Origin of the sequence: Streptococcus halitosis, assembly GCF_003143695.2 — a bacterium.
Classification (GTDB): domain Bacteria; phylum Bacillota; class Bacilli; order Lactobacillales; family Streptococcaceae; genus Streptococcus; species Streptococcus halitosis.
This window is the reverse complement of sequence record NZ_QEMY02000006.1, coordinates 24,402-45,039: the sequence shown is the minus strand read 5'-3', so window position 1 is coordinate 45,039 and position 20,638 is coordinate 24,402. Positions and strand designations below refer to the sequence as shown.

The 20,638-nt window shown below is 43.5% G+C and carries 23 protein-coding genes and 1 pseudogene; 20 read left to right on the top strand and 4 right to left on the bottom strand.

The window, feature by feature from the left end; all coding sequences use genetic code 11:
- From DB729_RS09505 to dnaJ, 6 genes and pseudogenes are all read left to right on the top strand, one after another.
- Positions 1 to 1,381, top strand: a 1,381-nt coding sequence (locus DB729_RS09505) for an SHIRT domain-containing protein (RefSeq protein WP_244201079.1), incomplete at its 5' end; no start/stop codon positions are given.
- A 74-nt stretch (positions 1,382 to 1,455) separates the two neighbouring features.
- Positions 1,456 to 1,542: pseudogene (locus DB729_RS09580) on the top strand (DUF2812 domain-containing protein); the annotation flags it as partial.
- A 160-nt stretch (positions 1,543 to 1,702) separates the two neighbouring features.
- Positions 1,703 to 2,737 (top strand): heat-inducible transcriptional repressor HrcA, encoded by a 1,035-nt coding sequence (gene hrcA, locus DB729_RS09150; protein WP_109290315.1) that lies wholly within the window; start codon positions 1,703 to 1,705, stop codon positions 2,735 to 2,737.
- 26 nt (positions 2,738 to 2,763) lie between these two features.
- Entirely contained in the window at positions 2,764 to 3,279 is a 516-nt protein-coding gene (grpE, locus tag DB729_RS09145) for a nucleotide exchange factor GrpE (RefSeq protein ID WP_109290314.1), read from the top strand.
- A gap of 266 nt (positions 3,280 to 3,545) precedes the next feature.
- Entirely contained in the window at positions 3,546 to 5,369 is a 1,824-nt protein-coding gene (gene dnaK / locus DB729_RS09140) for a molecular chaperone DnaK (protein ID WP_009730619.1), read from the top strand.
- A 598-nt stretch (positions 5,370 to 5,967) separates the two neighbouring features.
- Positions 5,968 to 7,104 (top strand): molecular chaperone DnaJ, encoded by a 1,137-nt coding sequence (gene dnaJ / locus DB729_RS09135; protein ID WP_001066316.1) that lies wholly within the window; start codon positions 5,968 to 5,970, stop codon positions 7,102 to 7,104.
- A gap of 78 nt (positions 7,105 to 7,182) precedes the next feature.
- On the opposite strand, the gene DB729_RS09130 is transcribed toward dnaJ, so the two are convergent.
- From DB729_RS09130 to DB729_RS09120, 3 genes are all read right to left on the bottom strand, one after another.
- Positions 7,183 to 7,836 (bottom strand): hypothetical protein, encoded by a 654-nt coding sequence (locus DB729_RS09130; RefSeq protein WP_007522798.1) that lies wholly within the window; start codon positions 7,834 to 7,836, stop codon positions 7,183 to 7,185.
- A gap of 69 nt (positions 7,837 to 7,905) precedes the next feature.
- The gene (locus tag DB729_RS09125; RefSeq protein WP_007522796.1) at positions 7,906 to 8,184 is read right to left on the bottom strand and encodes a hypothetical protein; all 279 of its coding nucleotides are present in this window, start codon (positions 8,182 to 8,184) and stop codon (positions 7,906 to 7,908) included.
- Between the two features lie 9 nt (positions 8,185 to 8,193).
- A complete protein-coding gene (locus tag DB729_RS09120; RefSeq protein ID WP_007522794.1) occupies positions 8,194 to 8,604 on the bottom strand; it encodes an HIT family protein in 411 nt (136 codons plus the stop codon).
- Positions 8,605 to 8,671: 67 nt separating this feature from the next.
- Here DB729_RS09120 and DB729_RS09115 point away from each other — a divergent pair, with 67 nt between their 5' ends.
- The 13 genes from DB729_RS09115 (at position 8,672) to DB729_RS09055 (ending at position 19,643) form a co-directional block, all read left to right on the top strand.
- Positions 8,672 to 9,403, top strand: a complete 732-nt coding sequence (locus tag DB729_RS09115) for an ABC transporter ATP-binding protein (protein ID WP_007522792.1) — start codon at positions 8,672 to 8,674, stop codon at positions 9,401 to 9,403.
- On the top strand, positions 9,400 to 10,449 hold the full coding sequence (locus DB729_RS09110) for an ABC transporter permease (RefSeq protein ID WP_007522790.1): 1,050 nt from the start codon (positions 9,400 to 9,402) through the stop codon (positions 10,447 to 10,449). Before DB729_RS09115 ends, DB729_RS09110 begins: the two co-directional genes overlap by 4 nt.
- 47 nt (positions 10,450 to 10,496) lie before the next feature.
- Positions 10,497 to 11,291 (top strand): cell cycle regulator CcrZ, encoded by a 795-nt coding sequence (ccrZ, locus tag DB729_RS09105; protein ID WP_007522788.1) that lies wholly within the window; start codon positions 10,497 to 10,499, stop codon positions 11,289 to 11,291.
- The gene (gene trmB, locus DB729_RS09100) at positions 11,288 to 11,923 is read left to right on the top strand and encodes a tRNA (guanosine(46)-N7)-methyltransferase TrmB (protein WP_109290312.1); all 636 of its coding nucleotides are present in this window, start codon (positions 11,288 to 11,290) and stop codon (positions 11,921 to 11,923) included. The genes ccrZ and trmB overlap by 4 nt, the downstream gene beginning before the upstream one ends.
- A 126-nt stretch (positions 11,924 to 12,049) precedes the next feature.
- Positions 12,050 to 12,529: a ribosome maturation factor RimP gene (rimP, locus tag DB729_RS09095; protein WP_000338695.1), complete on the top strand. Its 480-nt coding sequence runs from the start codon at positions 12,050 to 12,052 to the stop codon at positions 12,527 to 12,529.
- A gap of 42 nt (positions 12,530 to 12,571) precedes the next feature.
- Complete coding sequence (gene nusA / locus DB729_RS09090) at positions 12,572 to 13,708, top strand: transcription termination factor NusA (RefSeq protein WP_000032278.1); 1,137 nt, start codon at positions 12,572 to 12,574, stop codon at positions 13,706 to 13,708.
- Positions 13,709 to 13,729: 21 nt separating this feature from the next.
- Positions 13,730 to 14,023 (top strand): RNase P modulator RnpM, encoded by a 294-nt coding sequence (gene rnpM / locus DB729_RS09085; protein WP_000857568.1) that lies wholly within the window; start codon positions 13,730 to 13,732, stop codon positions 14,021 to 14,023.
- Positions 14,016 to 14,315: a YlxQ-related RNA-binding protein gene (locus DB729_RS09080; protein ID WP_070526466.1), complete on the top strand. Its 300-nt coding sequence runs from the start codon at positions 14,016 to 14,018 to the stop codon at positions 14,313 to 14,315. The genes rnpM and DB729_RS09080 overlap by 8 nt, the downstream gene beginning before the upstream one ends.
- Before the next feature lie 16 nt (positions 14,316 to 14,331).
- On the top strand, positions 14,332 to 17,115 hold the full coding sequence (gene infB / locus DB729_RS09075) for a translation initiation factor IF-2 (protein WP_109290311.1): 2,784 nt from the start codon (positions 14,332 to 14,334) through the stop codon (positions 17,113 to 17,115).
- Between the two features lie 250 nt (positions 17,116 to 17,365).
- On the top strand, positions 17,366 to 17,716 hold the full coding sequence (rbfA, locus tag DB729_RS09070) for a 30S ribosome-binding factor RbfA (protein ID WP_001273601.1): 351 nt from the start codon (positions 17,366 to 17,368) through the stop codon (positions 17,714 to 17,716).
- Between the two features lie 95 nt (positions 17,717 to 17,811).
- Complete coding sequence (locus tag DB729_RS09065) at positions 17,812 to 18,045, top strand: DUF1858 domain-containing protein (protein ID WP_000368739.1); 234 nt, start codon at positions 17,812 to 17,814, stop codon at positions 18,043 to 18,045.
- On the top strand, positions 18,045 to 19,379 hold the full coding sequence (locus DB729_RS09060) for a DUF438 domain-containing protein (protein WP_033583652.1): 1,335 nt from the start codon (positions 18,045 to 18,047) through the stop codon (positions 19,377 to 19,379). The genes DB729_RS09065 and DB729_RS09060 overlap by 1 nt, the downstream gene beginning before the upstream one ends.
- 9 nt (positions 19,380 to 19,388) lie before the next feature.
- Positions 19,389 to 19,643: a DUF1912 family protein gene (locus tag DB729_RS09055; protein ID WP_000119707.1), complete on the top strand. Its 255-nt coding sequence runs from the start codon at positions 19,389 to 19,391 to the stop codon at positions 19,641 to 19,643.
- 42 nt (positions 19,644 to 19,685) lie between these two features.
- On the opposite strand, the gene DB729_RS09050 is transcribed toward DB729_RS09055, so the two are convergent.
- Entirely contained in the window at positions 19,686 to 19,991 is a 306-nt protein-coding gene (locus DB729_RS09050; protein WP_033583653.1) for a DUF898 family protein, read from the bottom strand.
- A 217-nt stretch (positions 19,992 to 20,208) separates the two neighbouring features.
- Here DB729_RS09050 and DB729_RS09045 point away from each other — a divergent pair, with 217 nt between their 5' ends.
- Positions 20,209 to 20,604, top strand: coding sequence for a helix-hairpin-helix domain-containing protein (locus tag DB729_RS09045; protein ID WP_109290310.1), 396 nt, complete (start codon positions 20,209 to 20,211; stop codon positions 20,602 to 20,604).
- The last annotated feature ends 34 nt before the right edge of the window (positions 20,605 to 20,638 follow it).

The window sequence follows — 20,638 nt, the reverse complement described above, 5'->3', positions numbered from 1 at the left end:
ACTTCCAGCAGACCAAACAGACTTGAAAGATGGCAGCCAAGCAACGCCAACGCAACCAAGTCAAACAGAGGTTAAGACAGCAGAAGGCACATGGAGCTTCAAGTCCTACGACAAGACATCGGAAACCATCAATGGAGCAGATGCACATTTCGTAGGCACCTGGGAATTCACTCCAGCGCCAACAGTGACTCATAAGGCAACTCACGAGTTTGTCAGCGGAACTCCGGGTAAAGAGCTTCCACAAGAAGTGAAGGCCCTTCTTCCAGCAGACCAAACAAACTTGAAAGATGGCAGCCAAGCAACACCAACACAACCAAGTCAAACAGAAGTTAAGACCTCGGAAGGTGCATGGAGCTTCAAGTCCTATGACAAGACTTCAGAGACTGTCAACGGTTCAGATGTTAAGTTTGTAGGGACATGGGAATTTACAGCAAGCCCAGTTCCAACAGTGACTCATAAAGCAGTTCACGAGTTTGTCAGCGGAACTCCGGGTAAAGAGCTTCCACAAGAAGTGAAAACCTTGCTTCCAGCAGATCAAACAGACTTGAAGGACGGCAGCCAAGTAACGCCAACGCAACCAAGTCAAACGGAAGTGAAGACAGCAGAGGGCACATGGAGCTTCAAGTCCTACGACAAGACATCGGAAACAATTAATGGATCAGATGTTAAGTTTGTAGGCACATGGGAATTCACAGCAAGCCCGCTTCCAACAGTGACTCATAAAGCAGTTCACGAGTTTATCAGTGGAACGCCAGGCAAAGAACTTCCGCAAGAAGTGAAAACCTTGCTTCCGGCAGACCAAACAAACTTGAAAGACGGTAGTCAAGCGACTCCAACTCAACCAAGTCAAACAGAAGTGAAGACCGCAGAAGGTACGTGGAGCTTCAAGTCCTATGACAAGACATCGGAAACCATCAATGGAGCAGATGTTAAGTTTGTAGGCACATGGGAATTCACCCCAGTTCCAACAGTGACTCATAAAGCAGTTCACGAGTTTGTTAGCGGAACTCCAGGTAAAGAACTTCCACAAGAAGTAAAAGCCTTGCTTCCAGCAGACCAAACAGACTTGAAAGACGGTAGCCAAGCGATTCCGACGCAACCAAGTCAAACAGAAGTGAAGACAGCAGAAGGCACATGGAGCTTCAAGTCTTATGACAAGACATCTGAAACCATCAATGGAGCAGACGCACACTTCGTAGGAACTTGGGAATTCACTCCGGCCCCAATTAAAGATTCTGGAAATACTAGTCAACCAGAAGAAAGAAGTAGTCAAAATCAGAACTTGTTACCAAACACGGGTTCAGCAGTATCTGGTCTTCTTTCAATCATCGGTCTTGCCTTTGCAAGCCTAGCAGCTTTTGTTCTTCGCAAGAAAGACTAAGCTACTCTTAGGAAATAACAAAATGACTTCTTAATTCCTGAGTCTAAGAAGAGAGAACGAGAAATCGTTCTCTCTTTTTCGTTTTATACACTTGTTTAATTTCTTATCTAATCTACGGCTTTTTCAGACTTAAAAGGAAATACCAAGTAGATGAGAAGTAAGTTTCTAGGTCTGTAGACTGATTTTTAGCACTCTTAACAAAAGAGTGCTAATTTTTTGAGTTTTTGTCTTGACATTCTCTTCTAAGGGTGTATAATAGAATCATGAGTTAGCACTTGAATGCATAGAGTGCTAATCGATCAGACAGAGAGGAGTGATAAGATGGTTACAGAGCGTCAACAGGATATTTTAAATCTGATTATTGACATCTTTACCAAAACGCACGAACCTGTCGGATCCAAGGCGCTACAAGAGTCTATTAATTCTAGTAGTGCTACCATTCGTAATGACATGGCAGCTCTAGAGAAGCAGGGTTTGCTTGAGAAGGCTCATACCTCAAGCGGTCGGATGCCAAGTGTCACGGGGTTTCAGTACTATGTGAAACATTCGCTTGCTTTTGACAGACTGGCTGAAAATGAGGTATACGAGATTGTCAAAGCCTTTGATCAGGAGTTCTTCAAACTGGAGGATATTCTGCAAGAGGCTGCTAATCTACTGACAGACCTGAGTGGCTGTACGGTAGTGGCTCTGGATGTTGAGCCGAGCAGGCAACGGTTGACAGCCTTTGATATTGTTGTCTTGGGGCAACATACAGCCTTGGCAGTATTTACCCTAGACGAGTCCCGAACGGTTACCAGTCAATTTCTGATTCCAAGGAACTTCTTGCAGGAAGATTTGCTGAAACTGAAGAGCATCATTCAGGAACGTTTCCTCACTCATACCGTTCTGGATATTCACTACAAGATTCGGACGGAGATTCCGCAGATTATCCAACGTTACTTTACAACAACGGACAATGTCATGGATCTCTTTGAACACATTTTTAAAGAAATGTTCAACGAAAACATTGTGGTATCGGGCAAGGTCAATCTCTTGAATTTTGCCAATCTAGCGGCCTATCAGTTCTTTGACCAACCGCAAAAGGTGGCTCTGGAGATTCGTGAGGGTCTGCATGAAGATCAGATGCAAAATGTCCGTGTTGCGGACAGTCAGGAATCCTGTCTAGCTGACTTGGCGGTGATTAGCAGTAAATTCCTCATTCCTTATCGAGGTTTTGGAATTCTAGCGATTATCGGTCCGGTTAATCTGGATTACCAGCAATTGGTCAACCAAGTCAATGTAGTCAACCGTGTATTGACCATGAAGTTGACGGATTTTTATCGCTACCTCAGCAGTAATCATTACGAAGTAAATTAATTTTGAAATCATTAAAGGAGGCGAAAATGGCCCAAGATAAAAAGAACGAAGAAATGAAAGAAGAGGAAGTTGTGGAAACAACTGAAGAAACAACTCCTGAGAAGTCTGAGTTGGACTTGGCAAATGAACGCGCAGATGAGTTCGAAAACAAATACCTTCGCGCTCATGCAGAAATGCAGAATATTCAACGCCGTGCCAATGAAGAACGTCAAAACTTGCAACGTTATCGTAGCCAGGACTTGGCAAAAGCAATCTTACCATCGCTCGACAACTTAGAACGTGCACTAGCAGTTGAAGGTTTGACAGACGACGTCAAAAAAGGATTGGAGATGGTGCAAGAGAGCTTGATTCACGCTTTGAAAGAAGAAGGAATCGAAGAAATTGCAGCTGAAGGCGAATTTGACCATAACTATCACATGGCCATCCAAACTCTCCCAGCAGACGATGAACACCCAGCAGATACCATCGCCCAAGTCTTCCAAAAAGGCTACAAACTCCATGACCGCATCCTACGCCCAGCAATGGTAGTTGTCTACAACTAGGCAATTCTGACGGTTGCAACATACATAATAGAAAACTTGTCCGAAACGACAATAAACTATGAAAGAAAGATAAGAAATTGTTCAGCTTTGCAATAGTGAGCGAAGCGAACAAAAGACGATACTCTTCGCCGTGGCGCTATTTGCGCAAACTTTGAAACCTTAGGCTCAAAGTTTGGTCAAAGAGATTGACGAGTCAAGCTCTGACGGCGCCGCCACCTAAGAAGAGTACCAAAAAGAAAGAATATAAAATTTAAGGAGAAAAACACATGTCTAAAATTATCGGTATTGACTTAGGTACAACAAACTCAGCAGTAGCAGTTCTTGAAGGAACTGAAAGCAAAATCATCGCAAATCCAGAAGGAAACCGCACAACTCCATCTGTAGTTTCATTCAAAAACGGTGAAATCATCGTTGGTGATGCCGCAAAACGTCAAGCAGTTACAAACCCAGATACAGTTATCTCTATCAAATCTAAGATGGGAACTTCTGAAAAAGTTTCTGCTAACGGAAAAGAATACACTCCACAAGAAATCTCAGCTATGATCCTTCAATACTTGAAAGGTTACGCTGAAGATTACCTTGGTGAAAAAGTAACTAAAGCTGTTATCACAGTACCTGCTTACTTCAATGATGCACAACGTCAAGCTACAAAAGACGCTGGTAAAATCGCTGGTCTTGAAGTAGAACGTATTGTCAACGAACCAACTGCAGCAGCTCTTGCTTATGGTTTGGACAAAACCGACAAAGAAGAAAAAATCTTGGTATTCGACCTTGGTGGAGGTACATTTGACGTCTCTATCCTTGAACTCGGTGACGGTGTCTTCGATGTATTGGCGACTGCAGGGGATAACAAACTCGGTGGTGACGACTTTGACCAAAAAATCATCAATCACATGATTGCAGAATTCAAGAAAGAAAATGGTATTGACTTGTCTACTGACAAGATGGCTCTTCAACGTTTGAAAGATGCGGCTGAAAAAGCGAAGAAAGACCTTTCTGGTGTAACTTCAACTCAAATCAGCTTGCCATTCATCACTGCTGGTGAATCTGGACCTCTTCACTTAGAAATGACCTTGACTCGTGCGAAATTTGACGATTTGACTCGTGATCTTGTTGAACGTACAAAAGTTCCAGTTCGTCAAGCCCTTTCAGATGCAGGTTTGAGCTTGTCAGAAATCGATGAAGTGATTCTTGTTGGTGGTTCAACTCGTATCCCAGCCGTTGTAGAAGCTGTTAAGGCTGAAACTGGTAAAGAACCAAACAAATCAGTAAACCCTGATGAAGTAGTTGCCATGGGTGCTGCTATCCAAGGTGGTGTCATCACTGGTGATGTTAAAGACGTTGTCCTTCTTGACGTAACGCCATTATCACTCGGTATCGAAACAATGGGTGGAGTATTTACAAAACTTATCGATCGCAACACTACTATTCCAACATCTAAGTCACAAGTCTTCTCAACAGCAGCAGACAACCAACCAGCCGTTGATATCCACGTTCTTCAAGGTGAACGCCCAATGGCAGCAGATAACAAGACTCTTGGACGTTTCCAATTGACTGATATCCCAGCTGCACCTCGTGGTATCCCACAAATCGAAGTAACATTTGATATCGATAAGAACGGTATCGTGTCTGTTAAGGCTAAAGATCTTGGAACTCAAAAAGAACAAACAATTGTTATCCAATCTAACTCAGGTTTGACAGACGAAGAAATCGACCGCATGATGAAAGATGCAGAAGCAAACGCTGAAGCAGATAAGAAACGTAAAGAAGAAGTTGACCTTCGTAACGAAGTAGACCAAGCTATCTTTGCGACTGAAAAGACCATCAAGGAAACTGAAGGCAAAGGCTTCGATGCAGAACGTGATGCTGCCCAAGCTGCCCTTGATGACCTTAAAAAAGCTCAAGAAGACAACAACTTGGATGAAATGAAAGCAAAACTTGAAGCGTTGAACGAAAAAGCTCAAGGCCTTGCTGTTAAACTCTACGAACAAGCCGCAGCTGCTCAACAAGCTCAAGCAGGAGCAGAAGGCGCGCAAGCAACAGGAAACGCAGGCGATGATGTCGTAGACGGAGAGTTTACTGAAAAATAAGATGCAAAGCCCGTTAAAACCTCACAGTGAAAATAGGAAATCTAACGCAGAAACTTTAGTTTCTAGGAAGACTTGCACCTAAAGGTAGCCATATCTGTAGTTCGCTAAAGCGAAAACAGCTACGTCTCTTTTTCACCAAGAGGTTAGGGCGTGCTTGATTCGGTAAGATGTTGAGGCGTTAAGAAAACGAAAGAAAAATAGGAAGCCATCGCCTTGTGCGATGCACAAAAGATGGCTTATCTTTTTTCCGAAGTTTTTAGCCGAAACTCAGTTAAGCATTACTAGTTTGATTTTTGAAACTCGAACGTCGTAATGATAAGAAGAAATCCAGAGGTTGCAACCCAGCCTCTGTTTTTCGGTAAAAAGGGACTGAACCTATTTTATTTGAGTTTTTATCATCAATATACAAAGAAAGGAATTGAACCCGACCTAAATCGTGGTCTCGTTCCGCAATATTAACAGAAAGGAACAAGGGTGTTCGTAACTGAACACGGGCTACGGACTGTGCCAAAAAGATAGTTTTTTCTAGGACGTAAGCGTCCGTCGTCAAAACTCCTATTTTGGCTGTGTCCGTTTGACGCCCTTTGTATCTTGAATTATGAACAATACTGAATTTTATGATCGTCTGGGGGTGTCAAAAAACGCTTCGGCAGACGAGATCAAAAAGGCTTATCGTAAGCTTTCCAAAAAATACCACCCAGATATCAACAAGGAGCCTGGTGCTGAGGAAAAATACAAGGAAGTTCAAGAAGCCTATGAGACTTTGAGTGACGACCAAAAACGTGCAGCCTACGACCAATATGGTGCTGCAGGTGCCAACGGTGGCTTTGGTGGTGCCGGTGGTTTTGGTGGCTTTGACGGAGCAGGTGGCTTCGGTGGTTTTGAGGATATTTTCTCAAGTTTCTTCGGTGGAGGCGGAGCTTCGCGCAATCCAAACGCTCCTCGTCAAGGGGATGACCTCCAGTACCGTGTGAACTTGACCTTTGAAGAAGCTATCTTCGGAACAGAAAAGGAAGTTAAATACAATCGTGAAGCTAGCTGTCGTACATGTAATGGATCTGGTGCTAAGCCAGGGACAAGTCCAGTCACTTGTGGACGCTGTCATGGCGCTGGTGTTATTAACGTCGATACGCAGACTCCGCTTGGTATGATGCGCCGCCAAGTAACCTGTGATGTCTGTCATGGTCGCGGAAAAGAAATCAAAGATCCATGTACAACTTGTCACGGAACAGGTCATGAAAAACAAGCTCATAGCGTACATGTGAAGATCCCTGCGGGTGTGGAAACAGGCCAACAAATCCGCCTAGCGGGTCAAGGTGAAGCAGGATTTAACGGTGGACCTTATGGTGACTTGTATGTGGTGGTTTCAGTAGAAGCTAGTGATAAGTTTGAACGTGAAGGAACCACTATCTTCTACAATCTGAACCTCAACTTTGTCCAAGCAGCTCTTGGTGATACTGTGGAAATTCCAACCGTGCATGGTGATGTTGAATTGGTCATTCCAGAAGGAACTCAGACTGGCAAGAAATTCCGTCTACGTGGTAAGGGAGCACCGAGCCTTCGTGGCGGTGCCGTTGGTGACCAATACGTGACTGTCAATGTCGTGACTCCGACAGGTTTGAACGACCGCCAAAAAGCTGCGCTTAAAGAATTCGCAGCTGCAGGTGACTTGAAAGTCAATCCAAAGAAAAAAGGCTTCTTTGACCATATAAAAGATGCCTTTGAAGGAGAATAAAGTAAAAAGAGCCGATTGGCTCTTTTTTGTGTTATCATTGAACATTTAGCGTCGAAAAATCATTTTCCAGATAGTCTACTATTTATACTTTTGAATGAGCAAGCCAGCTGCATCCATATCTTGGATGAGCTGCTTGAGTTCCGCTTCCTTGCCAGGCTTCACAGTGACAGTATCAATATGCTTGATTGCCGAATTATCCTGAATATCCACTAAAGTCAAAGCTTTTTCATAGAATGCAATTCCCTTTTTAAGACTTTCCTGATCATCCCAAAAGAGAATTGAGTAATTAGGGTTAAATGTCTTCCCGATTTCTTGGAGATACTTCTTGCTCTCCTCCTCTAAAAACTGAAATAAACCGTGATTGAACAAGTTGTCTCCCACCTTATAGTAGGAAATATCTCCTGTCTGTAGGACATAGACTTCGAGTCGGTTTTTGGTGAGTTTTGGACTTTCTTTTAGGACGGGGTGGCTATTGACAACCTCATCTGAGAAAGTAACATAAAAATTTAAGCCTCCACCCTCGTATTGATAGTGTCCATCTGATTCGACTTTCTCGGGAGGGAGATCAAGGGAGATAAAGATTTGTTTTAAGGTTTCATTCCCCTCACGGATGTCACTCGGTGAAGCCTTGAAAAGATTCATCAGTACTAGAAATGCCAGGACTGCAAGAAGGCTAAGGCAGCCACAAGGGATCGCGATGACCTTCGCTAGAACTTTTAAAGACTGTTTCATTTTCATTCCCTCCCTTTTCTGTTCGAATCTAGTAACCCAAAATGGATTTAAGGAAAGTTGGAGGCTTTCTTATTTTTGTTTTTCTTCTTGGAGGACCGCCATTCTAGTCTGGAAATCCTTTTCCAAGACTTTGAATTTATAGGTTAAATCTTTTTGGTATTCCTTGATAAGGGATTTTTGTTGGTCGATGATTTGTAGGCTGTTTTGGATGATATCCAAATCATCCTTGATAGCTTCGACGCGGTCAGTTGTATCTAGCACTTCATCCTGAATGGCTTGGCGATTTTTCACGACAAAATAACTTCCAGCTGCAGCTCCTGCAAATAGCAATAGATTGGATAGTTTCATGGCAACTCCTTAAGCATTTTTAATGGTTTCAGCGACTTGGGCGAGTTTGTCAAAGTCTGGTTCGTGGGCGATAAAGTCAATCTTAAGGTCATCTTCTGCACTGTAGCGAGGTACGAGGTGCACGTGTGTATGAAAGACCGTTTGACCCGCGACTTCCTCGCAGTTGGCGATGATATTCATGCCGACAGCTTTGGTAGCCTTCATAACTTTTTGAGCTACTAGTGGCACTTGGGCAAAGAGTTGGCTGGCACTTGCTGCATCCATCTCCAAAAGATTGCGATAATGTTCTTTTGGTACGACTAACGTGTGTCCAGGCGTTACTTGAGAGATATCAAGAAAGGCAAGAACCTGCTCATCCTCGTATACTTTTGAAGCAGGAATCTCCCCTGCGATGATCTTACAAAAAATGCAATCTGACATAAAATCCACCTCTACTGTATTGAATTTTGATATAATATAGCTACATTATACCAGATTCGGAGAAAATATGTTAGAAATTAAAAACCTGACAGGAGGCTATGTTCACGTTCCTGTCTTGAAAGATGTGTCCTTTACAGTTGAAAGTGGGCAGTTGGTCGGTTTGATTGGGCTCAACGGTGCTGGGAAATCAACGACAATCAATGAGATTATTGGTCTGTTGACACCTTACAGTGGAGAAATCAAGATTAATGGTCTCACCCTGCGAGAAGATGCGACCAGCTATCGCAAGCAGATTGGCTATATCCCAGAAACGCCTACTCTGTATGAGGAATTGACCCTCAGAGAGCATATCGAGACGGTTGCCATGGCCTATGGTATTGAGCAAAAAGAGGCTTTTGATCGTGTGGAACCTTTGTTAAAAATGTTTCGTTTGGATCAAAAATTAGACTGGTTTCCAGTACATTTCTCAAAAGGGATGAAGCAGAAGGTCATGATTATCTGTGCTTTTGTCGTAGATCCGAGTCTTTTCATCGTTGATGAGCCTTTTCTTGGCCTCGATCCGCTGGCCATTTCTGACTTGATTCAGCTTCTAGAAGTGGAAAAGCAAAAAGGCAAGTCCATTCTCATGAGTACCCACGTGCTAGACTCAGCAGAAAAGATGTGTGATGCCTTTGTCATTCTCCACAAGGGAGAGGTTCGGGCTCAGGGGAACCTCCAGCAACTCCGCGAAGCCTTTGCCATGCCTGATGCTAGTTTGAATGATATTTACTTGGCTCTGACCAAAGAGGAGGAGCTATGAAAGACTTGTTTTTAAAGCGAAAACAGGCTTTTCGTAAGGAGTGTGTCGGTTATCTCCGTTATGTTCTAAATGACCACTTTGTCTTGTTCCTGCTAGTTCTCATCGGTTTTCTAGCTTACCAGTACAGTCAACTCTTGCAACATTTTCCTGAAAATCACTGGCCTATCCTCTTGTTTTTGGGGATTGTATCTGTCTTACTTTTGGCTTGGGGAGGAATCGCGACCTATATGGAAGAACCGGATAAGCTCTTTCTCTTAGTCAGTGAAGAGGAGGTTAAGTCTCACCTCAAAGGGCAGACAGTGCGCTCACTGGTCTTTTGGCTTTTTGTCCAGACCCTTTTCTTGCTTTTATTTGCGCCCTTATTTTTAGCCATGGGCTATGGCTTGCCAGTTTTTTTCATCTATGTGCTTTTATTGGGAGCTGGGAAATATCTCCTCTTTCGCCAAAAAGCTAGTAAATTTTTTACTGATACTGGTCTCGACTGGGACTTTGTCATTTCCCAAGAAAGCAAACGCAAGCAGGTCTTGCTTCGTTTCTTTGCTCTCTTTACTCAGGTCAAGGGCGTTTCCAATAGTGTCAAACGTCGCGCTTATCTGGATTTTATCCTTAAAGTAGTTCAGAAAGTGCCGAGCAAGATTTGGCAAAATCTCTATCTTCGTTCTTACTTGCGAAATGGAGACCTCTTTGCCCTCAGTCTCCGCCTCCTCTTCCTATCCTTGTTAGCTCTAGTCTTTATCGAACAAGCTTGGATCGCGACGGCAGTGGTGGTTCTATTTAATTACCTCTTGCTCTTTCAGTTACTGGCCCTCTATCATGCCTTTGATTACCAATACTTGACCCAGCTCTTTCCACTAGAAAAAGGGAAGAAAGAAAAGGGATTGAAACAGATCATACTCGGTGTGGGAAGTGCAGTTCTTTTGTTAGAATTGCTGGTCGGAGCAGTGGTTTTTCAAGAAAAAATAGCCTTGTTGGCTCTTGTAGGAGCAAGTCTCTTCCTACAATTGTTTTATTTGCCTTACCAACTAAAAAGATTGGTTGACGAATAGACCAAAAACTAGTAGAATAGTAAGGAAACTTTATACGGAGGAAAGAAATGGACTTGGGTGATAATGAGCTAACGCTGACCCCTATCCCTGGGAAGAGCGGCAAAGCTTATATGGGAAGCTACCCTGATGGGAAGCGCGTCTTTGTAAAAATGAACACCTCTCCAATCCTACCTGGCCTAGCCAGAGAACAAATCGCTCCTCAATTACTATGGACTCGTCGTTTGCCAGACGGCCGTGATATGTGTGCTCAGGAATGGCTGACGGGCAAAATCTTGACCCCTTACGATATGAATCGCAAGCAGATTATCAATATCTTGAACCGCCTTCACCGCTCGCGTCCTTTGATGAAGCAGTTGAGCCGTTTGGGATACACCATGGAAACACCAGTTGATTTGCTACGTTCTTGGCAGCAAGGAGTTCCAGAAATCTTGAAGCAGAATCACTTTTTGAACAGTGTGATTGCTGAGCTAGGTAAGACGGTTCCAAGTTTTAGGGAAGACCATGCAACGATTGTGCATGGGGATCTTCGCCATAGTAATTGGATTGAGACAGAGAGTGGACTTGTTTATCTAGTGGATTGGGATTCGGTTCGCCTGACGGATCGTATGTTTGATGTGGCGCATTTGCTATGCCACTACATTCCAGATCATCAGTGGCGCCAATGGTTGAGAGACTATGGCTATAAGTACAATCAGACAGTGTTAGATAAATTGTATTGGTATGGTCAGTATTCTTACTTGAACCAGATTGCCAAATACTGTGAAAATCAAGATTTAGACAATGTAAACCGGGAGATTTACGCCTTGCGTGTCTTCCGCGATAAGTATGGAAAGAAGAGATGAGAGTTAGAAATCGTAAAGGGGCGACAGAATTACTAGAGGCCAATCCTCAGTATGTGGTCCTTAATCCCTTGGAGGCTAAAGGGAAATGGCGAGACTTGTTTGGAAATGATCATCCTATTCATGTTGAGGTTGGAAGTGGGGAAGGGGCCTTCATATCAGGAATGGCCAAGCAAAACCCTGACATCAACTACATCGGGATTGACATCCAAAAGTCGGTATTGAGTTATGCCTTGGACAAGGTGCTTGAAGTTGGAGTTCCCAATATCAAATTGCTGTGGGTAGATGGTTCAGATTTGACTGACTACTTTGAAGACGGTGAGATTGATCGTCTCTACCTCAACTTTTCAGATCCCTGGCCTAAAAAACGCCATGAAAAACGTCGTTTGACTTACAAGAGTTTCTTGGATACTTTCAAGCGCATCTTGCCTGAGAATGGGGAAATCCATTTCAAGACAGATAACCGTGGCTTATTTGAGTATAGTCTAGTGAGCTTTTCTCAGTATGGGATGAAACTCAATGGTGTCTGGCTAGACTTACATGCCAGTGATTTTGAAGGCAATGTCATGACAGAGTATGAGCAAAAATTCTCCAGCAAAGGTCAAGTGATCTACCGAGTTGAAGCAGAATTTTAAGAAATAGCTTGAAAACCAGCTGTTTGAGTGCTAATACTTTACATAAATTGACAAACGTGCTATACTGATAGTAAGAATATGAGAAAGAGAGGCGGGGAAATATCTTCGCCTCTTGCTTATGAGGAGGTGGACGCAATCGCAACAATCGTAGAATTAGTCAGAGAAGTTGTAGAACCTGTCATCCAAGCACCTTTCGAACTCGTGGATATCGAGTATGGAAAGATTGGCAGTGACATGATTCTCAGTATTTTTGTAGATAAACCTGAAGGAATTACCTTGAACGACACGGCAGACCTGACAGAAATCATCAGTCCTGTCCTAGATACCATCAAGCCCGATCCCTTCCCAGAACAATATTTCCTAGAAATCACCAGTCCAGGCTTGGAACGTCCTTTGAAAACCAAGGATGCTGTCGCTGGAGCTGTTGGGAAATACATCCATGTCGGGCTCTACCAGGCCATCGATAAGCAAAAAGTCTTTGAAGGAACCTTGGTATCCTTTGAAGAGGACGAGTTGACCATGGAATATATGGACAAGACACGTAAGAAAACCGTCCAAATTCCATACAGTTTAGTATCAAAAGCACGTTTAGCAGTAAAACTATAGAAAAGAAAGGATAGCTTTTGAGGATTCAAAAGTAAAAAGAACATGAGTAAAGAAATGCTAGAGGCCTTCCGCATTTTGGAAGAAGACAAGGGAATCAAAAAAGAAGACATCATCGACGCAGTAGTAGAGTCACTTCGTTCCGCTTATCGCAGACGCTATGGCCAATCAGACAGCGTAGCCATCGACTTCAACGAAAAAACAGGTGATTTTACAGTTTATACTGTCCGTGAAGTGGTTGATGAAGTATTTGATAGCCGTTTGGAAATCAGCTTGAAAGATGCTCTTGCCATTAATTCAGCCTATGAGCTTGGTGATAAAATCAAGTTCGAAGAAGCACCAGCTGAGTTTGGTCGTGTAGCAGCCCAATCTGCCAAACAAACCATCATGGAAAAAATGCGCAAGCAAACACGTGCTATCACTTACAATACTTATAAAGAACATGAACAAGAAATCATGTCTGGTACAGTAGAAAGATTTGACAACCGCTTTATTTACGTCAACCTTGGCAGCATCGAAGCCCAATTGTCCAAACAAGACCAAATTCCTGGAGAGGTGTTTGCTTCCCACGATCGTATCGAAGTTTATGTCTACAAGGTTGAAGACAACCCTCGTGGTGTCAACGTCTTTGTTAGCCGAAGCCATCCAGAAATGATCAAACGTTTGATGGAGCAAGAAATTCCAGAAGTCTACGATGGAACTGTTGAAATCATGAGCGTAGCTCGTGAAGCTGGTGACCGTACGAAAGTAGCCGTTCGTAGCCACAATCCAAACGTGGATGCTATCGGGACAATCGTTGGACGTGGTGGTGCCAATATCAAGAAGATCACCAGCAAATTCCACCCAGCTCGTTACGATGCTAAGAGCGACCGCATGATTCCTGTCGAAGAAAACATCGATGTTATCGAGTGGGTAGCAGATCCAGCTGAGTTTATCTACAATGCCATCGCTCCTGCTGAAGTTGACCAAGTTATCTTTGATGAAAATGACAGCAAACGAGCCTTGGTCGTTGTACCTGATAACAAGCTTTCTCTTGCGATCGGTCGTCGTGGACAAAACGTTCGCTTGGCTGCTCATTTGACAGGTTACCGTATCGATATCAAGTCTGCAAGTGAATTTGAAGCTATGGAAGAAGCAGGTCAAGTGGATTACGCAGCTGCGGATGAATTGACAGAAGAATAAAAGCTGCTAGAGGAGGGAAAGATGAAAACAAGAAAAATCCCTTTGCGCAAGTCTGTTGTATCCAACGAAGTGATTGATAAGCGTGATTTGCTCCGCATTGTCAAGAACAAAGAAGGACAGGTCTTTATCGATCCGACAGGCAAGGCCAATGGCCGTGGCGCTTATATCAAGCTAGACAATACAGAAGCCCTAGAGGCAAAAAAGAAGAAAGTCTTTAACCGCAGCTTTAACATGGAAGTGGAAGAAAGCTTTTATGACGAGTTGATCGCTTATGTGGATCATAAAGTGAAAAGAAGAGAGTTAGGACTTGAATAAGCAAAAGATAAGCAATCTCTTGGGACTTGCTCAACGAGCAGGCCGGATCATATCGGGTGAGGAATTGGTGGTCAAGGCCATCCAAGCTCAGAAAGCCAAGCTAGTCTTTCTAGCCCATGATGCTGGCCCCAATCTAACCAAGAAGATTCAAGATAAAAGTGACTATTATCAAGTAGAAGTTATAACCGTGTTTTCAACACTGGAATTAAGCATAGCAGTCGGAAAATCGAGAAAGGTTTTGGCTGTGACAGATGCTGGATTTACAAAGAAAATGAGGTCTCTTATGGAATAGAAGAGGAGGACATGATTTGTCTAAGAAAAGATTGTACGAAATCGCAAAAGAACTTGGAAAAGAAAGTAAAGAAGTTGTAGCGCGTGCAAAAGAGTTGGGCTTGGATGTAAAAAGCCACTCATCGAGCGTGGAAGCTGCTGCTGCTGAACAAATCGCAGCTAGCTTTAAACCAGCTGCTCCGAAAGCAGAAGCAAAACCTGCGACACCAAAAGCAAGTGTAGAAAAGAAAGCGGAAAAGCCTGCATCAGCTAAACCAGTAGCTGTTAAGGAAGAAAGTAAACCAGCTACACCTGTAGCTCCTAAGGAAGAAAAAGTAGTGGCCGCAAGACCACAAAGTCGAAACTTCAAGGCGGAGCGTGAGGCGCGTGCCAAAGAGCAGGCAGAGCGACGCAAACAAAACAAGGGCAACAACCGTGACCAACAACAAAACGGTAACCGTCAGAAAAATGACGGCCGTAATGGTGGAAAACCTGGTCAAGGAAACCGCGACAATCGCCGATTTAACGACCAAGGGAAAAAACCACAAGGTCAGGGAAACCGTGGCAATAATCGCCGTCAGCAACAAGACTTCCAGCCAAAACAAGCTGGACCACGTGTTGACTTTAAAGCCCGTGCAGCAGCCCTAAAAGCAGAGCAAAATGCAGAGTACGCACGCTCAAGCGAGGAGCGCTTCAAACAATCGCAAGCTGCTAAAGAAGCCTTGGCTCAAGCTAATAAACGCAAGGAGCCAGAGGAAATCTTTGAAGAAGCTGCTAAGTTAGCTGAACAAACGCAACCAGCAGTAACAGTAGTTCCTGTAGCGAAAGAAGCGCCAGTGGATACACGTCGTAAAAAACAAGCTCGACCAGACAAAGAACGTGATGATTATGATCACGAAGAAGATGGTCCTAGAAAACAACAAAAGAATCGAAGTAGTCAAAATCAAGTGAGAAATCAAAGAAATAGTAACTGGAATAACAATAAGAAGAACAAAAAAGGCAATAACAAGAACAACCGTAACCAGACTCCAAAACCTGTTACAGAGCGCAAGTTCCATGAATTGCCAACAGAATTCGAATATACAGATGGTATGACTGTTGCGGAAATCGCAAAACGTATCAAACGTGAACCAGCTGAAATCGTTAAGAAACTCTTTATGATGGGGATTATGGCCACACAAAACCAATCTTTGGATGGAGAAACCATTGAACTCCTCATGGTGGATTATGGTATCGAAGCCAAACAAAAGGTTGAAGTGGACAATGCCGACATCGAACGTTTCTTCGTCGAAGATGGTTATCTCAATGAAGATGAATTAGTTGAGCGTCCACCAGTTGTCACCATCATGGGACACGTTGACCATGGTAAGACAACACTTTTGGATACCCTTCGTAATTCTCGTGTTGCAACAGGTGAAGCGGGTGGTATCACTCAGCATATCGGTGCTTACCAAATCGTGGAAAATGGCAAGAAGATTACCTTCCTTGATACACCAGGACACGCGGCCTTTACATCTATGCGTGCGCGTGGTGCTTCTGTTACCGATATTACCATCTTGGTTGTAGCGGCCGACGACGGGGTTATGCCTCAAACTATCGAAGCCATCAACCACTCAAAAGCAGCGAACGTTCCAATTATCGTAGCCATCAACAAGATTGATAAACCAGGTGCCAACCCAGAACGCGTTATCGGTGAATTGGCTGAACACGGTGTTATGTCAACAGCTTGGGGTGGAGATTCTGAATTTGTTGAAATCTCAGCTAAATTCAACCAAAACATTGATGAATTGTTGGAAACAGTCCTTCTTGTAGCTGAAATCCAAGAACTCAAGGCAGACCCAACAGTGCGTGCTATCGGTACCGTTATCGAAGCGCGCTTGGATAAAGGAAAAGGTGCGGTCGCAACCCTTCTTGTGCAACAAGGTACTTTGAATGTCCAAGATCCAATCGTTGTCGGAAATACCTTCGGTCGTGTCCGTGCTATGACCAATGACCTTGGTCGTCGTGTTAAGGTTGCTGGACCATCAACACCAGTATCTATCACAGGTTTGAACGAAGCACCAATGGCGGGTGACCACTTTGCCGTTTACGAAGATGAAAAATCTGCGCGTGCAGCAGGTGAAGAACGTGCGAAACGTGCTCTTATGAAGCAACGTCAAGTAACTCAACGTGTCAGCCTTGAAAACCTCTTTGATACGCTTAAAGCAGGCGAGCTCAAGTCTGTTAACGTCATCATCAAGGCCGACGTACAAGGTTCAGTTGAAGCCCTTTCTGCCTCGCTTCAAAAGATCGATGTAGAAGGTGTCAAAGTTACCATCGTTCACTCAGCGGTCGGTGCCATTAATGAATCTGATGTGACTCTTGCGGAAGCTTCAAATGCCTTTATCATCGGTTTCAACGTGCGCCCTACACCACAAGCTCGTCAACAAGCAGAAGAAGATGATGTAGAAATCCGTCTCCACAGCATTATCTACAAGGTTATCGAAGAGATGGAAGAAGCCATGAAAGGGATGCTTGATCCAGAATTCGAAGAAAAAGTTATCGGTGAGGCAGTTATCCGTGAAACCTTCAAGGTATCTAAAGTGGGAACCATCGGTGGATTCATGGTTACGAGTGGTAAAGTTACCCGTGACTCTAAAGTCCGTGTTATCCGTGACGGTGTCGTTATCTATGACGGTGAACTTGCAAGCTTGAAACACTACAAAGATGACGTCAAAGAAGTTACGAACGGCCGTGAAGGTGGTCTCATGATTGATGGCTACAATGATATCAAGATGGATGATGTGATTGAGGCATACGTCATGGAAGAAATTAAACGTTAAGATTTTTGCTCCTTTCTTAGGTGGTGAGGGACGCAAGCAAACCGATGGTTTCATTGCTTGTTTTTGAGCCTAGTGTCTCAAAAATCCCCTGTGATGGGACTGATAAATCAGTTCCATCACTTTCACCACAGCGAAAGAAGCAGACAAGTTCAAATTGAACTTCGTTTCAATTTGAACTGAAAATCAATAAATTTAAAAATAGCTAGGTCTGCTGGCCTAGCTTTTGGTTCAAAGTAGAGAAAGGAATATCATGGCAAATCATTTCCGTACGGATCGTGTGGGCATGGAAATCAAGCGTGAAGTCAATGAGATTTTGCAAAAGAAAGTCCGTGATCCGCGTGTCCAAGGTGTGACCATTACAGATGTTCAGATGCTAGGTGACTTGTCTGTTGCTAAGGTTTACTACACCATTTTGAGTAACCTTGCTTCGGATAACCAAAAAGCTCAAATCGGGCTTGAAAAAGCAACTGGTACCATCAAACGTGAACTTGGTCGCAATTTGAAATTGTACAAAATCCCAGATTTAACCTTCGTCAAAGACGAATCCATTGAATATGGAAACAAGATTGACGAGATGTTACGCAATCTGGATAAAAACTAAGAAAGAGGGGAAACCCTCTTTTTTGGTGTATGCTAATCGTCCTTATGGTATAATATAAGCAGGAAAATCATTTTAGAACATACATGGAGGTCGTCATGGACAATATCATCGATGTGTCAATACCCGTTGCAGAAGTGGTAGACAAGCACCCGGAAGTCTTGGAAATCCTAGTGGAGCTCGGTTTTAAACCACTTGCTAATCCCTTGATGCGCAATACAGTCGGTCGCAAGGTATCGCTTAAGCAGGGTTCTAAACTTGAAGGAACTCCTATGGACAAGATTGTCCGCACGTTGGAAGCGAACGGCTATGAAGTGATTGGATTAGACTAATGGCAGATGAACGGATTCATATCCTACGGGATATTTTGTTAGAATTGCACAACGGCGCCTCTCCCGAGTCAGTTCAGGAGCGTTTTGATGCGACCTTTACAGGTGTGTCAGCCATCGAGATTTCCCTCATGGAGCACGAGCTGATGAACTCAGACTCAGGTGTCACCTTTGAAGATGTCATGGAACTCTGCGATGTCCATGCTAATCTTTTTAAAAATGCTGTTAAGGGCGTCGAAGTGGAGGATACTGAACACCCTGGCCACCCAGTTCGCGTCTTCAAGGATGAAAATCTGGCTCTCCGTGCTGCCTTGATTCGCATTCGGAGATTGTTGGACACCTATGAGTCTATGGAAGACGAGGAAATGCTGGCAGAGATGCGTAAGGGTTTGGTTCGTCAAATGGGGCTGTTGGGCCAATTTGATATTCACTATCAGCGCAAGGAAGAGCTCTTCTTTCCCATCATGGAGCGCTATGGACACGATTCACCTCCTAAGGTTATGTGGGGAGTGGATGACCAGATCCGAGAACTCTTTCAAACAGCTTTAACGACAGCCAAGTCACTACCTGAAGTATCGATTAGCAGTGTAAAAGAAGATTTTGAAGCTTTTGCGACAGAGTTTGAAAGTATGATTTTCAAGGAAGAGTCCATCCTCCTCATGATTCTCCTTGAGTCTTTCACCCAGGATGACTGGATTCAGATTGCGGAGGAGAGCGATGCCTACGGCTATGCCATCATCCGTCCGTCAGAGAAATGGGTGCCAGAGCGCCAGAGTTTCGTTGAGGAAAAGAGTGCAGAGGAGCCCGTGCAACTAGACACGGCTGAAGGTCAAGTTCAGCAAGTTATCGATACACCAGAAGGCCAGTTCACCATTACCTTTACCCCTAAGGAAAAGGAAGCAGTGCTGGACCGCCATAGCCAACAGGCTTTTGGCAATGGCTATCTCTCAGTCGAGCAGGCCAACCTCATCCTCAATCACCTCCCTATGGAGATCACTTTTGTTAATAAGGACGATATTTTTCAGTATTACAATGACAATTCGCCAGCTGATGAGATGATTTTCAAACGGACACCGTCCCAAGTCGGGCGCAATGTCGAATTATGTCATCCTCCAAAATATTTGGAGAAAGTCAAAGCCATCATGCAAGGTCTTCGTGAAGGGCTCAAGGACAAGTATGAAATGTGGTTCAAGTCGGAGTCGCGAGGCAAGTTTGTCCACATCACCTATGCTGCAGTACACGATGAGAACGGGGAATTTCAAGGAGTCCTAGAGTATGTTCAGGATATCCAGCCTTACCGTGAGATTGATACGGACTACTTCCGTGGATTAGAATAAGGAGAATCAATGAGTTACGAACAAGAATTTATGAAGGAATTTGAGGCCTGGGTGAACACCCAGATCATGATCAACGACATGGCGCATAAGGAAAGTCAGAAGGTTTACGAAGAAGACCAAGACGAGCGTGCCAAAGATGCCATGATTCGCTACGAAAGCCGCTTGGATGCTTATCAGTTCTTGCTTGGTAAGTTTGAAAATTTCAAAGCAGGCAAGGGATTTCATGATTTGCCAGAAGGATTGTTTGGCGAGAGAAACTATTAATCGTTGTAAATCAAAAAGTGCGTATGAACGCACTTTTTCTGTTTATACGTGATGTGTGTGTTTGGTAATCCATTGTTCCATTTTAATATGCAACCAGAATGAATAGATGCCCAAAGTGATGATGGTGAGCAAGAACCACTTGATCCAGTTCCCGAATAATTGAGAACCTGTTCCGTCAAAATAGAGGCGACGCCCATCGATGACAGTGTGATTGACTTTCCAGTTTTGCATCATACAAACTGCCCAAGGCGTAGCGATTCCAATAGTAAAAACTATGATAAGCATGGCTAGGATAGCATATCCAACGTAGCTCAAAAGACCACCATCAAAGTAACTTTCATTATTCATATTCTTCTCCTTATCAGCTTTTTACGTGAATTAGTCTTGCACATTACTGCATGTTTTATCAAGAAGTTGAATCATTGTCAAATTAGATTGAAAGAAAAAACGGCTAGATTTTTAGGAGCAATCTCGTTTCCTTTCTTGATTTTTTCCCAAAATCTTGATAGAATATCTTTATTAAATCCTTGTCAGAACAGGGATTTTTTATTGAAAGGATTTTATCATGTCAAAGAAACTCCAACGGAAAAAACAATTACGAAACAGCCTTCGTCGTTCAGGTGCATTTTCAAGTACGGTGACCAAGGTTGTCGAAGAAACAAAAAAAGTTGTGAAACATGCAGAAAAATCTGCTAGCGAAGCAGGGAAAGTTGTCTCTAAAAAAGTGGAACAAGCAGTAGAAGCAACTAAAGAGCAAGCTCAAAAAGTTACAAGCTCTGTAGAAGAATTCGCATCCAACCTAGGTGGACTTTCAGTCGACCGTGCCAAGACTTTCTACGATGAAGGAATCAAGTCTGCTGCTGATTTCAAAAATTGGACAGAAAAAGAACTCCTTGCCTTAAAAGGAATCGGTCCAGCTACCATCAAGAAATTAAAAGAAAACGGCATCAAGTTCAAGTAATCTTTCTTGCCCCTTGCATTTCCGTCAAAAACTT

Coding starts and splice junctions, on each gene's coding strand:
- hrcA (WP_109290315.1), top strand. CDS start 1,703: ATGGTTACAGAGCGTCAACAGGATATTTTAAATCTGATTATTGACATC.
- grpE (WP_109290314.1), top strand. CDS start 2,764: ATGGCCCAAGATAAAAAGAACGAAGAAATGAAAGAAGAGGAAGTTGTG.
- dnaK (WP_009730619.1), top strand. CDS start 3,546: ATGTCTAAAATTATCGGTATTGACTTAGGTACAACAAACTCAGCAGTA.
- dnaJ (WP_001066316.1), top strand. CDS start 5,968: ATGAACAATACTGAATTTTATGATCGTCTGGGGGTGTCAAAAAACGCT.
- DB729_RS09130 (WP_007522798.1), bottom strand. CDS start 7,836: ATGAAACAGTCTTTAAAAGTTCTAGCGAAGGTCATCGCGATCCCTTGT.
- DB729_RS09125 (WP_007522796.1), bottom strand. CDS start 8,184: ATGAAACTATCCAATCTATTGCTATTTGCAGGAGCTGCAGCTGGAAGT.
- DB729_RS09120 (WP_007522794.1), bottom strand. CDS start 8,604: ATGTCAGATTGCATTTTTTGTAAGATCATCGCAGGGGAGATTCCTGCT.
- DB729_RS09115 (WP_007522792.1), top strand. CDS start 8,672: ATGTTAGAAATTAAAAACCTGACAGGAGGCTATGTTCACGTTCCTGTC.
- DB729_RS09110 (WP_007522790.1), top strand. CDS start 9,400: ATGAAAGACTTGTTTTTAAAGCGAAAACAGGCTTTTCGTAAGGAGTGT.
- ccrZ (WP_007522788.1), top strand. CDS start 10,497: ATGGACTTGGGTGATAATGAGCTAACGCTGACCCCTATCCCTGGGAAG.
- trmB (WP_109290312.1), top strand. CDS start 11,288: ATGAGAGTTAGAAATCGTAAAGGGGCGACAGAATTACTAGAGGCCAAT.
- nusA (WP_000032278.1), top strand. CDS start 12,572: ATGAGTAAAGAAATGCTAGAGGCCTTCCGCATTTTGGAAGAAGACAAG.
- rnpM (WP_000857568.1), top strand. CDS start 13,730: ATGAAAACAAGAAAAATCCCTTTGCGCAAGTCTGTTGTATCCAACGAA.
- rbfA (WP_001273601.1), top strand. CDS start 17,366: ATGGCAAATCATTTCCGTACGGATCGTGTGGGCATGGAAATCAAGCGT.
- DB729_RS09065 (WP_000368739.1), top strand. CDS start 17,812: ATGGACAATATCATCGATGTGTCAATACCCGTTGCAGAAGTGGTAGAC.
- DB729_RS09060 (WP_033583652.1), top strand. CDS start 18,045: ATGGCAGATGAACGGATTCATATCCTACGGGATATTTTGTTAGAATTG.
- DB729_RS09055 (WP_000119707.1), top strand. CDS start 19,389: ATGAGTTACGAACAAGAATTTATGAAGGAATTTGAGGCCTGGGTGAAC.
- DB729_RS09050 (WP_033583653.1), bottom strand. CDS start 19,991: ATGAATAATGAAAGTTACTTTGATGGTGGTCTTTTGAGCTACGTTGGA.
- DB729_RS09045 (WP_109290310.1), top strand. CDS start 20,209: ATGTCAAAGAAACTCCAACGGAAAAAACAATTACGAAACAGCCTTCGT.